We start from the raw sequence: 13,039 nt of genomic DNA on the forward strand, positions 1-13,039 counted from the left end.
CCAACCCTATCGGCGTGGCATCGTCCGAACGGATGGGCCCAGCATGACCACGGGACGCACCGCCGTGTCGGCCTGCACAATCGGCCCCATGCGGGCACTCGGGGGACTCGGGACGCTCGAGGGACTCAGGGCGCTCGGGGCGCTCGAGGGACTCGGGGCACTCGGGGCGCTGGGCATCGTGCTGCTCACGCTCTCCGTTGCAGCCGTCGGCTGGGCTGCGGTCACCGACCGGATTGCCAGACGCATGCTCGCCGACATGAACCGCCTGCTCCTGCTGGGCCACCATGGACAGGTCCTGGACCACCCTCAGCCGCCTTGGCCGTACCGGGTGGCAGGGAACCGGGTCCGCGCCACGAGTGCCTTGCTCACCGGGCTGTACGCCCGGACCCTGCAGCTCCTCGACCACCCGGTGCTACCCGCTCGACTGCGACCCAGCCTCGGGGACATGGACCTGATGCTGCGCGGTGGCGCGCTGATCGGGCTCGGTCGCTACCTTGACGCTGCTGCTGTTCTCGGAGAGAACCCGACCCCTGGGATCGTCCGCCACCTGCGCGCGCAGGTGGCGATGGAGACGGGCGACGACGTGGTGGCGCTGCGCCTTCTCGCCGTCCCCGACGCTGATCCCGACGAGGACGCCGGACGCCGTCGCATCCTCGGCGAGCTGCACATCCGGCGCCAGCGACTGGTCGAGGGCGAGGCCCTCGTGCGCGAGGCCCAGAGGCTGTACCTGGGTTCCGAGCTGGCTGCGCACGAGGTCGACGCCGGCTACTGCGAGCTGCACCTCGGGCAGGCAGCGCTGCACCGCGGAGACGGTGGCGAGGCGGTCCGAAGGATCAGTACCGCCAGGGAAATGCTCACGATCAGGCCGGACAACGCCCCGGGGATCGCACTGGTCGAGCTGAACCTCGCGGAGGCACACGCCCTCACGGGCGACGAGCGCGCGGCCGACGCGGCCCTGACTGCAGCGCGGGGCCACGCCCAGACCATGGCCTCGCCGGCTGTCGACGCGGCCCTCGAGCGAGCGATCGGCATGGTCGGCGTCCACCTGGCGCGACCGGACGCCGGCACGCACCTTCGTCGAGCCAGGGCGATGCACGAGGCCCTTGGAGAGCGCCCCCAGGTCGACGTCATCGACGAGGTCCTCCGCCGCCTCGGCACGTACAGCTGACGTCCGCGCGGCTCTGGCTACGCCGCCTGCCGACCAATGCTGGGCCGACCCTGCCGACCAATGCTGGGCCGACCCTGCCGAGGAGTGCTGCCCCCGGCCTACGCTGCCTGCTGACCGAGCGCGTCGGCCAACAGCGCCAGGGTCGCCTCGCGGGCCGGGGCGAGGCCCGCGGGCGTGCCGACCACGGCTCCGGCGACCGGGTGCACCATCACCTCGTCGACGTCGTACTCGGCGGCGAGGGCGGTGAGCTCCTCGGCGACGGCATCCGGGGTGCCCACGACCCACCGCTGACGCATCTCGGCGGCAAGGCTGCGGTGGCCGTCCGCGATGCCGGACTCCTCTGCCTGCTCGACGAGCGGCTGAGGGGTCAGTGGCCCGCCGGACCGCAGCGCCACCATCGATGCGAGGTTCGGCAGGGTGAGTCGCTCGGCGTCGGCCTGGGTGGGCGCCACCACGACGTTGACCGTGAGGAAGGTGCGTGGCTCGGGGTGCGCGGCCGAAGGGGTGTAGCCACTGCGGTAGAGGTCGAGGGCCGCCGCCGTACCGCGCCCCGAGAAGTGGTGCGCGAAGACGTACGGCAGGCCGCGCTCGGCGGCCAGGCGCGCCGAGTAGTCGGACGATCCGAGCAGCCAGACGTCAGGTGCCGAGGCTGCGCGGGGAGTGGCGTGCAAGGGGTGGACCTCGCCGCCGACCCTGATGCCGACACCCCCCGGGGACATCAGTGCGATGACGTCGTCGACGTACTGGGGGAACCGCTGGACCGCGTCCTGGTCGACGCCGCCGGCGCCGTGCCGCAGGGCGTAGCTGGTCACCGGGTCGGTGCCGGGGGCACGTCCGATCCCGAGGTCGATGCGCCCCGGGTGCGCTGCCTCCAGCAGGGCGAACTGCTCGGCCACGACCAGGGGTGCGTGGTTGGGCAGCATGACCCCACCTGAACCGACCCGGATCCGCTCCGTGGCCGCGGCCACCATCGCGATGAGGACCGGCGGGTTCGTCGCCGCCACGGCGGGCATGTTGTGGTGCTCGGCCAGCCAGTAGCGGCGGTAGCCGTGGCGGTCGGCAACCCGGGCCAGTGACCTGGTCGCGGCCAGCGCGTCACCCGTGGTCTGGTCGCTGCGCACGGGCACGAGGTCGAGAACGGACAGCGCTGGTGTGATCACCTGAGGGCCAACCGGCTGCCACGGACCGCTATTCCGGGGGCGTCTGCGCACCATCCTGACCTCGGGGAGGTCCGTCAGCGCACCAACCGGATCTCGGGAAGGTTGGGGAACCGGTCGTCGACGTAGGTCGCGCCGTCCGGTGCGAAGCCGTTCCGCGCGTAGAAGGCACGCGCTCGTGGGTTGTCGCGAAAGACCCAGAGCTCTGCGGGCTCCTGTCGCCCGAGCACGGCGTCGAGGAGCAGTTGGCCGAGGCCGGTGCCGAGTCGTGACGCGGCGACGTAGAGCGCCCACAGCTCCGCCGGCCGGGTGCTCTGCGGTCGCCCGGCCGGGTCCCGGGAGGGTCCGCCGGCCACGAGTCCGCAGATCGTCTCGCCCTCGACCGCCACGAGGCGTTTCGTCCCCTCTGGCGTCGGGGCAGCCAACAGGTCCCGCCAGCGCTCGACGGCGTCGTCGACGGTCCACGTGGCGAAGTAGCCCTCGGGCAGGACCGCACCGTAGGTGTCCACCCAGGCCTGGTGGTGCATGGCGCCCACTCCGGGCGCGTCCTCGGTGCGCATGGGGCGCAGTGTCACCGGCATGACGTCGACCCTAACCACACCGCCCTGAGCGCAAGGACCTCTGCGCTCCGGTCATCCCTTCTTGCGCAGCAACGCCAGGAACATGCCATCGGTGCCGTGCACGTGCGGCCACAGCTGCACCGTCGGGCCGGTTCCGGGGACGTCCACGACAGCGCCCTCGGTGTCACGGACGAAGTCGCGGGCGTCGAGTAGCTCGACATCCGATCGGCGCTTGGTCACGTCACCCACGACGAACGACGTCTCGGCCAGGTGGGGGCTGCAGGTGGCGTACGCGACGACTCCCCCGGGCGCCGTGGCGTCGATGGCCGAGGCGAGCAGCTCGCGCTGCAGCTTGCCGAGGTCGGCGAGGTCCGCGGGGGTTCGCCGCCATCGTGCCTCGGGGCGGCGACGTAGGGCGCCCAACCCGGTGCACGGAGCATCCACCAGCACGCGGTCATAGCGACCGGGCTCGTCCTCGCCGAGGGTGCGACCGTCCCCGGTGCGCACCGTGACGGTTCGACCTGCCTGCTTCGCCCGCGCGATCGCGGGACGCAGCGTCTGACGGACCAGGTCGGTGCGGTGCTCGCTGACCTCGTTGGCGGTGAGGTCTGCGCCGGCCTCAACGGCCAGACCCGCGAGCAGGCCCGCCTTCCCCCCTGGACCGGCACAGAGGTCCAGCCACTGTTCGGTCCCATCGGTCTCGACGGGCACGGCTGCCAGGGCCAGGGCGACGAGCTGTGAGCCTTCGTCCTGGACCGCAGCCCGTCCATCACGCACCGCGGGTATGCCGCCCGGGTCACCTCCGTCGAGGATCGCACCGACCGGTGAGAGCCGGGAGGCGGTGGCGCCGCCGTCCACGAGCTCGGCCACGGTGGCCAGTCCCGGGCGTGCCACGAGGGACACCTTCGCGGCGGCGTTGTCCGAGGTCACCAAGGCCGTCAGCTCCGCGTCGACGGTGTCGGCGGTCGCGGCCCCATGACCGAGCAGGGCGGCCCGCAGCGCCTTGACGATCCACTCCGGGTGCGACTGCTCGACGGCCAACCGGGCTGTCAGGTCGCCAGTCGGCACGACCTCCGAGAGCCAGGCGTCGAGGTCACGTTCGCTGACCCGACGCATGACTGCGTTGACGAACCCCGCTGCGCCAGCCCCGTTGACCTTGCGCGCCAGCGCCACCGTCTCGTCAACGGCAGCGTGGGTGGGCACCCGCATGCCGAGCAGCTGGTGGACGCCGAGCCGCAAGGTGTCCAGGACATTGGGGTCGATCTTGGTCACCGGGCGCCCCGCCGCGACGCTGATGACCGGGTCGTAGAGCCCGTGCATCCGCACCGCGCCGTAGACGAGCTCAGTCGTGAACGCGGCATCTCGGCCGTTGATCCCCCTGTCGCGCAACACCTTCGGGAGCTCGAGGTTGGCGTAGGCCCCTTCAGCGACCGCGCGCAGGACCGTGTAGGCCGCGAGGCGCTGCGGGTCGCTGGTGCGGTTGCGTTCGCTGGGCCGTTGCGCAGAGCGCTCCCTGTCGCCGTGCGTCCGCTCGGGACGTTGACGACCCTTCGCGTTGCGGCGGCCACCATCGTCGTCCCGACGAGGTCCGCGTGGTCCTTGGTCACTCATGGCTGAACCGTTCTCCTGCCTCGATGCGGACCCCTCGCGCCCAGTCGGCCGCGGCCATCTGCTTCTTGCCGTGCGGACGGACGTCACCGAGCCGGACCGGCCCACCGGCGGTGCCCACGTGGACCTCGCGCTTCCCGGCGGCGACTTCTCCCGGTGCCAGCCGTGGCCCGGCATACCCCTCGTCGAGGTGGACGGGCAGCAGCCTGACACGTTCCCCACGGAAGGTGGACCACGCACCCGGCGCGGGGGTGCACCCACGCACCTGCCGGTCCACCGCAACGGCCGGTCGGTCCCAGCGCACCCGTGCGTCCTCGACATCGATCTTGGGCGCCAGGGAGACTCCGTCGACCGCCTGTTGCACGGGAGTCAGGGCGCCGTCGGCAATGCCGTCCATGGTCGCGACCAGCAGGCCGGCACCCCCCTCGGCGAGCCTGCCGAGCAGGTCACCCGCGGTGTCGCGCGGGCGGATCCGCTCCGTCATCAGCCCGAAGACCGGCCCCGTGTCGAGGCCCGCCTCGATGAGGAAGGTCGAGGCACCGGTCACCTCGTCGCCGGCCATCACGGCGTGCTGCACGGGTGCAGCCCCCCGCCACGCGGGCAGCAGGGAGAAGTGCAGGTTGACCCAGCCGTGCCGCGGGATGTCCAAGGCCGCCTGCGGGATCAGGGCGCCGTAGGCCACCACAGGGCAGGCGTCCGGCGCCAGCGCCCGCAGTCGTTCGAGGAAGTCGGGGTCCCGCGGACGGTCGGGGGTCAGCACCTCGATGCCGAGCTCCTCGGCCCGAAGGCGGACCGGCGACTTGACCACACCGCGACCACGGCCGGCGCGGGCGTCGGGACGCGTCACCACGGCGACGACCTCGTGCGGCGAGGCGACCAGGGCCTCGAGCGACGGCACCGCCGGCTCGGGTGTGCCGGCGAAGACCAGCCGCATCACATCCCCCGGCCGAAGGTGGCGTGCGGGCTGACCTTGACGACGGGAGCGTCGCCACCGGCCCACTGCGCCTCGCGAATCGCCTTCATCGCGGCCTTGCGCTGCTCGCGGTCCATCCGGTCGATGAACAGGATCCCGTCGAGGTGGTCGGTCTCGTGCTGCAGGCACCGGGCCAGCAGCTCCGACCCCTCGATGACCACGGGCTCACCGAACTGGTTGAACCCCTTGGCCACCGTCCGCATCGCCCGAGGCGTCTCGAACCTCAGGCCCGGGAACGACAGGCAGCCCTCTTCGCCGTCCTGGAGCTCGGTCGACAGGTCGAGGTCGGGGTTCACGAGGTGGCCGAGCTCACCGTCCACCCAGTACGTGAACACCCGCAGCCCCACCCCGATCTGCGGCGCGGCGAGTCCCGCCCCGGGGGCGTCGATCATCGTCTCGGTCAGGTCCTTGACCAGCTGCCGCAGCTCCCGGTCGAAGTCGACGACGGGCTCGGCCGGGGTGCGCAGGACCGGGTCGCCGAAGAGGCGGATGTTCTGGATCGACAACGCACGTTCCTGGGGTTGGTTGAGCATGGCTGGGGTTGGACCCTATGGCTGGGCCGGGCGAAAGTGGCTGCCAGTGTATGCCGCGTGCGCGCGGCCGCTGGCACGGCTCAGGTGGCGGGGTCGCGCGGGTCCATCCGGACCTGGATGCTGGCCTTCTCCTTCCGGGCGCTCCGCACGGCCTTCATCGCCACCAGGGCCGCCGCCAGGTCGGGGCGCTGCTCGAGCGGGGCACGCAGCAGGACGCGGACGGAGTCGTCGGTCACCGGCAGCGGACCGAGCTGGTCCACCTCGGTCGGCAGGTGAGCCAGCCGCAGGGCGGCCTCGAGAGCGCGGCGGTCACCGGTCAGGGCTGCCATCGCCACCGTCGGGGGCAGGGAGAGCTCCTGGCGCTCCGCGAGCTCCCGGGCAGCGAACCACGCGGGGTCCCACCGGACCAGCGCCTCGACGACCGGCAGCGTCGTGTGGGTGGGGGCACCGCACAGCACCAGCTGGCCACCTGCTCCCGCACCACGCGTCAGGGCGCCGGCGGCCAGCCACCGACGCAACGCCTCCTCCCCCGCATCCAGGGTGGGGCGGTCGAGGCTGGCCCAGGCGTCGAGGAGCAGGCACGCGGCATACCCACCGTCGGCCACGGGTTCGGCACCCGGTGTGGCGATGACGAGGGACGGCGCGGCGGCCACCCGGTCGAGCACGGCACCCGCCCCGGAGGTGTGCACCGGCACCCCGGGGAACGCCCTGCCCAGCTCCTCGGCCGTCCGACGTGCGCCGACCACCGACGAGCGCAGCTCGCGCCCTCCGCAGTGCCGACACTCGAACCGCCCGACCCCTCGTCCGCACCAGCGACAGGCCGGCTCGGCCTGGCGGGAGCCCAGGGCAACGGGGCCTGCGCAGTGGGCGCATCGCACGGCGGTCCGACAGGTCTGGCACGACAGCGAGGGGACGTAGCCGCGGCGGGGCACCTGCACGAGCACCGGGCCGGACTCGAGGGCGGCCTTGGCGGTCCGCCAGGCGATGGAGGGCAGGTGCGCCGAGGCCGCCGCCGCATCACGCTCGACCTCGACCCCTTCGCCGGCCACCTGCACCCGGGGGGCAGCACTGCGGAGGCCACCGCCCGTGATGGTCCGCAGCTCGCCGGAGTCGACGAGCCGCTGCACGGCCACCGTCCGCGTGAACCCTCCCGAGAGGACCGCGGCTCCCTCGACGGCCGCGCGCGTCAGGAGCACGTCGCGGACGTGGGGGTAGGGCGACCTCGGCTCGTCCAGCAGGTCGTCACCGTCGTCCCACCACGCCACGAGCCCGAGGTCGCGCACCGGCGCGAACGCGGCCGCCCGCGTGCCCACGACCACGGACACGTGCCCACGCAGGACCTTGAGCCACGCGGTGTAGCGCGCCTGGGGTCCCTGGTCGGCCGTGAGCCGCACGTGCCGCCCGGGGCCGAGCGCCTCGGTGAGGGCCGCGTCCACGCGCCTGACGTCGCGGTGGTCCGGCACCACGAGGACACTGCCCCGCCCGCCGGCGAGGGTCGCGGCCGCGGCGTCCGCCAGGGCGCGGGGCCAGTCCTGCGACGGGTCCGAGCTGGGCGCGGCCAGCCACGACGCCGCCGGCGACTCCCCCGTCGCCAGTCGCGAGAGGTATGCCGGCCCCGCGGCATACCTGCCCCAGGCGCCTCCCGGACCGCTCACGTCGGGGAGGGGATCGGGGGTGGGGGCCTCCAGCGCAAGCGCCTTCTCGGCCGCGGCGTGCCGCGGGGGCACCGCGAGCCGGAGCACGTCGCCGAGCGAGCCGGCGCAGCGCGCCGCGACCGCCGTGGCGACGCCGAGCTGGGTCGGCCGCAGCACCGGCTCCGGCGACACGACCCGGCGGATCGGCGCCAGCCGTCCCTCGTGTTCGGCGGCGGCGGCGCGGGCCACGACGAAGCCGTCGAGGTCCTGCCCGGCGAAGCGCACCTTGACGCGCGTGCCGGGCACGGCGGTATCGGACAACGTCTGCGGGACGAGGTACTCGAACGGACGGTCGAGGTGCGCCAGGCCCGTGTCGACGACGACCGAAGCCACCGGGTCCGTGGACGCGGTGGCTTCGGTGCGAGGCGTGCGGGTCCGGGGCAGGGTGGAGCGGATCAGCTCCAGCTGCTCGGTCTCGCCCTCCTGTCCGCTCACGGGAGCGAACCTAGCGGAGGGGGCCGTCAGTCCTTGACGGCCTTCTGCAGTGCGTCGATGCGGTCGGTGCGCTCCCACGTGAAGGGGTTCTCCACGTGGCCCGCCTGGGTGCGGCCGAAGTGGCCGTAGGCCGCCGTCGGCTTGTAGATCGGGCGCAGCAGGTCGAGGTCCTGGACGATAGCGCCCGGGCGCAGGTCGAAGACCTTCGAGATCGCGGCCTGGATCTTGTCGACGGGCACGCTCTCGGTGCCGAAGGTCTCGACGTAGAGGCCGACCGGCTGGGCCTTGCCGATGGCGTAGGCGACCTGGACCTCGCAGCGGCGGGCCAGCCCTGCGGCGACGACGTTCTTGGCGACCCAGCGCATGGCGTAGGCGGCCGAGCGGTCGACCTTCGACGGGTCCTTGCCGGAGAACGCGCCGCCACCGTGGCGGGACATGCCGCCGTAGGTGTCGACGATGATCTTGCGACCGGTGAGCCCGGCGTCGCCCATCGGGCCGCCGATGACGAAGTTGCCGGTCGGGTTGATCAGCGTGCGGTAGTCGGAGAGGTCGAGCTCGGTGCCCTCGTCGGCCAGCTCGGCCAGGACGGGCTTGATCACGTGCTCGATGATGTCGGGCGCGAGCAGTCCGTCGAGCGAGATGTCCTCGGCGTGCTGGGTGGACAGGACGACCGTGTCGAGCCTGACGGCCTTGTCGCCGTCGTAGCCGATGGTCACCTGGGTCTTGCCGTCAGGGCGCAGGTAGGCGACCTCGCCGCTCTTGCGCACGGTGGTGAGGCGCTCGGCCAGCCGGTGCGCGAGGTGGATCGGCAGCGGCATCAGCTCGGCGGTGTCCTCGCAGGCATACCCGAACATCAGGCCCTGGTCGCCCGCCCCCTGCTTGTCGAGCGGGTCGACGCCACCGGTGCGGTTCTCGTACGCCGTGTCGACGCCCTGGGCGATGTCGGGGCTCTGCTGGCCGATCGAGACCTCGACACCGCAGGAGGCGCCGTCGAAACCCTTGGTGGAGGAGTCGTAGCCGATGCCGAGCACCGTGTCGCGCACGATCTTGGGGATCTCGACGTAGGCCTCGGTGGTGACCTCGCCAGCCACGTGGACCAGGCCTGTCGTCACCATCGTCTCGACCGCGACCCGGCTGCCCGGGTCCTGGTCGAGCATGGCGTCCAGGATCGCGTCGGAGATCTGGTCACAGATCTTGTCCGGGTGGCCCTCGGTGACGGACTCGGASGTGAACAGGCGWGCGGACACTCATTTCTCCTTTGGAGCAGCGAATGCTGACGATGCTGGGCGCTACGGCGACGGGCCGCGCGACCCCGAGAGTCTACCTAGGTCAGAGGATCTCCTGGACGGCGTCCCACACTACGGCGGCGACGAGCTCCTTCGAGGCCGGTCCGGCGTCGGTGACGTGGCTGGACCCCAGCCGCAGGATGTGGATGGTGTTGTCGTCCTGGCCGAAGGTCTTGTCGGCGCCCACCTCGTTCACGACGAGCAGGTCGCAGCCCTTGCGAGCCAGCTTGTCGCGGCCGTGCTCGAGGACCCCGCCCTGGGCGTCCCCGGTCTCGGCGGCGAAGCCGACGATCACGGGGCTGGCCTCCTCACCGCGCGACTCCACGAGACCCGCGAGGATGTCGGGGTTGCGAACCAGCTCGATGGTCGGCGCGGACTCCGCCTCGGGGCCACCCGGGACACCGAACTCCTTCTTGATCTTGGCCTCCGTGTAGTGCGCCGGCCGGAAGTCGGCCACGGCAGCAGCCATCACGACGACGTCGGCGTCCTTGGCAGCCACCTCCACCGCCGCCTGCAGCTCGAGCGCGGTGGAGACCGGCACCACGGTCACGCCCGTCGGTGCGGGCAGGGACGTGTTGGCGGCGAGCAGGGTCACGGTCGCTCCACGCCGGGCGGCCACCACGGCGAGGGCGTAGCCCTGCTTGCCCGAGCTGCGGTTCCCCAGGAACCGCACCGGGTCGATCGGCTCCCGAGTCCCTCCCGCAGTGATGACCACCTTGCGGCCGGCGAGCTCGGATGTCGTGGCAGGAGTCCCACGATCGGTGTGGGGTGCGGGGTGGGCGAGGATCCGCTCGCACACGGCATACAACGTCTCGGGCTCGGGGAGGCGACCCGGCCCCGTGTCGGCGCCGGTGAGGCGCCCCGACGCGGGCGGGATGATGTGTATGCCGCGTTCGGCGAGGGTGGAGATGTTGGCCTGGGTGGCCGCGTGGTCCCACATCTCGGTGTGCATCGCCGGCGCCATGACCACGGGGCAGCGGGCTGTCAGCAGGACGTTGGTGAGCAGGTCGCCGGCCAGGCCGTGCGCGGCCTTGGCCAGCAGGTCGGCCGTGGCGGGCGCGACGACGACCAGGTCGGCGGTCTGCCCGAGGCGCACGTGCGGCACCTCGTGCACCGAGTCCCAGACCCCGGTGTGCACGGGCTTGCCGGACAGGGCCTCCCACGTGGGGGCTCCGACGAACTGGAGCGCCGACTCGGTCGGCACCACGGTGACGTCATGGCCCGCCTCGGTGAACAGGCGCAGCAGCGAGCACGCCTTGTAGGCCGCGATCCCGCCGCTGACACCCAGGACGATGCGCGCCATGGCGCCCCTGTCCCCCGCTCTCGTCCGGCCCGTGTCCGGGCTCAGCTCTCGATCGGCTCGGAGGTGACCAGGCCCTCGTTGATCTCGCGCAGGGCGATCGACATCGGCTTCTCGTGGACCTGGCTGTCGACGAGCGGGCCTACGTTCTCGAGCAGGCCCTCCTGCAGCTGGCTGTAGTACGCGTTGATCTGGCGGGCGCGCTTGGCCGAGTAGATGACCAGGGCGTACTTGGAGTCGGCCTTGGTGAGCAGGTCGTCGATCGGCGGGTTGGTGATGCCGATCGGGTTGGCGACGGTTCCAGACACGGGGTACTCACTTCTGTTGGTAGATGCAGCTGTTGATCAAGGGCAACTGTCGGGTCAGTGCGATCGCATCAATGATACGAGTTCTTCCGCCGCACGACGAACGTCGTCGTTGACGATGGTCACGTCGAACTCGTCCTCGGCGGCCATCTCGACCTTCGCGGTGTCGAGCCGACGGCCCCGCTCCTCCGCGTCCTCGGTGCCGCGACCGACCAGCCGGCGCACGAGCTCGTCCCAGCTGGGCGGGGCGAGGAAGACGAACAAGGCCTCGGGCATGGTGTCCCGCACCTGCCGGGCGCCCTGGAGGTCGATCTCGAGCAGGGTCATCCGGTGCTCACGCAGCGCCCGCTCCACCGGAGCGCGCGGGGTCCCGTAGTGGTTGCGACCGTGCACGACGGCCGACTCCAGGAGCTCACCGGCCTGCTCCATCCGCGCGAACTCGGGCTCGTCGACGAAGTGGTAGTGGACGCCCTCGACCTCACCCGGCCGTGGCCTGCGGGTGGTGGCGCTGACCGAGAGCCAGACCTCGGGGAAGTTGTCGCGGACATACGACGACAGGGTGCCCTTGCCGACGGCGGTGGGTCCAGCGAGGACGACGAGCCGCCGGGGGCGGTCCTCGCCGACGGAAGCGGTTCGGCTCACGCCTCGTCGAAGCGGGTGAGCAGCGCGGAGATCTGGTTGGCACCGAGGCCGCGGACGCGCCGGCTCTCGGAGATGCCGACCTCCTCCATGATCTGGCGGGCACGGACCCGGCCCACGCCCGGCATCGACTCGAGCAGCGCCGAGACCTTCATCTTGCCGACGACCTCGTTGGCCTTGCCGTCGGCGATGACCTCCTTGAGCGAACCCTGGGCATACTTCAGCCGGTTCTTCACCGCAGCTCGCTCGCGGCGGGCGACGGCAGCCTTCTCGAGGGCCGCCGCACGCTGCTCCGGGGTCAACGGGGGAAGGGCCACGGTGGTACTCCTTGCGCAAGCGGTTCGGCACGGGTTCGTGTCTGGGTGATCTCTTCCGACTCTAGCAACCGCGCCGCCGGGTTTCCCGTCGAGGCTCCATGGCGCCGGTCACAGCAGGCGGAGCCGAGTGTCCCCACCGCCGCTCGGTGCGCCCGGCGCCGTGCTCAGCCGGAGCGCTCAGCGCAGGGAGGGCTGAGCACCGGAGGGCTCAGCGCAGGAGTGCCGCCAGGGACTCGTTCGTGCGGACGGCGCGGTCGCGCAGTGCCGCCACGTCGGGCCCGGCACTGAGGACGTCACGACTGCTGGCGGGCAGCACGTTGGGCAGGGCGTCCCCGAACACGCGCCGCAGGTCCTCGCTCGTGCCGCCCTGGGCCCCGACCCCGGGCGCGAGCAGCGGTGCGGTGGCACCAGCGAGGTCGAGACCGAGCTCCTGGACCGCAGAGCCGACGGTCGCCCCGACCACGAGGCCCACGCTTCCGAGCTCGCCACGCTCCCGGGCCGCGGCGTTCTCGCCTCCCGCACCGGCCACCATCGACTCGGCGACGCTGACGTCGCGCAGCCGGGCGTGCTGGACCGTGCGGCCCTCGGGGTTGGACGTCAGCCCCAGGACGAAGACACCCCGTCCGGTCTGGGCCGCGAGGTCGAGAGCCGGCCGCAGGGACTCGAACCCCAGGTACGGGCTCACCGTGACGGCATCGGCGGGCGCCACCGCGTCCTTGCCGAGGTAGGCCTCGGCGTAGGCCGCCATGGTCGAGCCGATGTCGCCGCGCTTGGCGTCGAGGATCACGAGCGTGCCCGCCTCACGCAGGGCGAGGATGGCCCGCTCCAGGATGGCGACCCCTCGCGACCCGAACACCTCGAAGAAGGCCGACTGCGGCTTCACCACCCCGACGTGCCCGGCAAACGCCTCGACGCACGCGTCGGTGAAGGCGGCCAGCCCGTCGACGTCGTACCCGAGTCCCCACGACTCGACCAGGGCGCGGTGGGGGTCGATCCCCGCACACAGGGGGCCATGACTGTCCATCGCCCCGCGCAGCCGTTGTCCGAACGTCAACTCCGTGATG

13 protein-coding genes are annotated in these 13,039 nt (G+C 72.3%); 1 reads left to right on the forward strand and 12 read right to left on the reverse strand.

What is annotated here, in order from left to right; genetic code table 11:
- Positions 1-88 precede the first annotated feature (88 nt).
- Positions 89-1,168, forward strand: a complete 1,080-nt coding sequence (locus tag AC1DVZ_RS04955) for a hypothetical protein (RefSeq protein WP_477617067.1) — start codon at positions 89-91, stop codon at positions 1,166-1,168.
- A gap of 98 nt (positions 1,169-1,266) precedes the next feature.
- On the opposite strand, the gene AC1DVZ_RS04960 is transcribed toward AC1DVZ_RS04955, so the two are convergent.
- The 12 genes from AC1DVZ_RS04960 to pyrF form a co-directional block, all read right to left on the reverse strand.
- The gene (locus tag AC1DVZ_RS04960; RefSeq protein WP_477617068.1) at positions 1,267-2,328 is read right to left on the reverse strand and encodes an LLM class flavin-dependent oxidoreductase; all 1,062 of its coding nucleotides are present in this window, start codon (positions 2,326-2,328) and stop codon (positions 1,267-1,269) included.
- A 74-nt stretch (positions 2,329-2,402) separates the two neighbouring features.
- Entirely contained in the window at positions 2,403-2,906 is a 504-nt protein-coding gene (locus AC1DVZ_RS04965) for an N-acetyltransferase family protein (protein ID WP_477617069.1), read from the reverse strand.
- A gap of 51 nt (positions 2,907-2,957) precedes the next feature.
- Positions 2,958-4,496: an RsmB/NOP family class I SAM-dependent RNA methyltransferase gene (locus AC1DVZ_RS04970; RefSeq protein WP_477617070.1), complete on the reverse strand. Its 1,539-nt coding sequence runs from the start codon at positions 4,494-4,496 to the stop codon at positions 2,958-2,960.
- Complete coding sequence (gene fmt / locus AC1DVZ_RS04975; RefSeq protein ID WP_477617071.1) at positions 4,489-5,427, reverse strand: methionyl-tRNA formyltransferase; 939 nt, start codon at positions 5,425-5,427, stop codon at positions 4,489-4,491. Before fmt ends, AC1DVZ_RS04970 begins: the two co-directional genes overlap by 8 nt.
- A complete protein-coding gene (def, locus tag AC1DVZ_RS04980) occupies positions 5,427-5,999 on the reverse strand; it encodes a peptide deformylase (protein WP_477617072.1) in 573 nt (190 codons plus the stop codon). Before def ends, fmt begins: the two co-directional genes overlap by 1 nt.
- Positions 6,000-6,079: 80 nt before the next feature.
- Positions 6,080-8,128, reverse strand: coding sequence for a primosomal protein N' (locus tag AC1DVZ_RS04985; RefSeq protein WP_477617073.1), 2,049 nt, complete (start codon positions 8,126-8,128; stop codon positions 6,080-6,082).
- 26 nt (positions 8,129-8,154) lie between these two features.
- Entirely contained in the window at positions 8,155-9,375 is a 1,221-nt protein-coding gene (metK, locus tag AC1DVZ_RS04990) for a methionine adenosyltransferase (RefSeq protein ID WP_477617074.1), read from the reverse strand.
- A gap of 82 nt (positions 9,376-9,457) precedes the next feature.
- Positions 9,458-10,717: a bifunctional phosphopantothenoylcysteine decarboxylase/phosphopantothenate--cysteine ligase CoaBC gene (gene coaBC / locus AC1DVZ_RS04995; RefSeq protein ID WP_477617075.1), complete on the reverse strand. Its 1,260-nt coding sequence runs from the start codon at positions 10,715-10,717 to the stop codon at positions 9,458-9,460.
- A gap of 41 nt (positions 10,718-10,758) precedes the next feature.
- The gene (rpoZ, locus tag AC1DVZ_RS05000; protein ID WP_477617076.1) at positions 10,759-11,022 is read right to left on the reverse strand and encodes a DNA-directed RNA polymerase subunit omega; all 264 of its coding nucleotides are present in this window, start codon (positions 11,020-11,022) and stop codon (positions 10,759-10,761) included.
- Positions 11,023-11,076: 54 nt separating this feature from the next.
- Positions 11,077-11,661 (reverse strand): guanylate kinase, encoded by a 585-nt coding sequence (gmk, locus tag AC1DVZ_RS05005; protein ID WP_477617077.1) that lies wholly within the window; start codon positions 11,659-11,661, stop codon positions 11,077-11,079.
- The gene (gene mihF / locus AC1DVZ_RS05010) at positions 11,658-11,975 is read right to left on the reverse strand and encodes an integration host factor, actinobacterial type (protein WP_179420118.1); all 318 of its coding nucleotides are present in this window, start codon (positions 11,973-11,975) and stop codon (positions 11,658-11,660) included. Before mihF ends, gmk begins: the two co-directional genes overlap by 4 nt.
- Before the next feature lie 208 nt (positions 11,976-12,183).
- Complete coding sequence (pyrF, locus tag AC1DVZ_RS05015) at positions 12,184-13,038, reverse strand: orotidine-5'-phosphate decarboxylase (protein WP_477617106.1); 855 nt, start codon at positions 13,036-13,038, stop codon at positions 12,184-12,186.
- Between the last annotated feature and the right edge of the window lies 1 nt (position 13,039).

The organism is Pedococcus sp. P2_E5, assembly GCF_056403895.1.

What these genes read in the sequence shown, in the direction of transcription:
- AC1DVZ_RS04955 (WP_477617067.1), top strand. Translation starts at nt 89, where the DNA reads ATGCGGGCACTCGGGGGACTCGGGACGCTCGAGGGACTCAGGGCGCTC.
- AC1DVZ_RS04965 (WP_477617069.1), bottom strand. Translation starts at nt 2,906, where the DNA reads ATGCCGGTGACACTGCGCCCCATGCGCACCGAGGACGCGCCCGGAGTG.
- AC1DVZ_RS04970 (WP_477617070.1), bottom strand. Translation starts at nt 4,496, where the DNA reads ATGAGTGACCAAGGACCACGCGGACCTCGTCGGGACGACGATGGTGGC.
- fmt (WP_477617071.1), bottom strand. Translation starts at nt 5,427, where the DNA reads ATGCGGCTGGTCTTCGCCGGCACACCCGAGCCGGCGGTGCCGTCGCTC.
- def (WP_477617072.1), bottom strand. Translation starts at nt 5,999, where the DNA reads ATGCTCAACCAACCCCAGGAACGTGCGTTGTCGATCCAGAACATCCGC.
- coaBC (WP_477617075.1), bottom strand. Translation starts at nt 10,717, where the DNA reads ATGGCGCGCATCGTCCTGGGTGTCAGCGGCGGGATCGCGGCCTACAAG.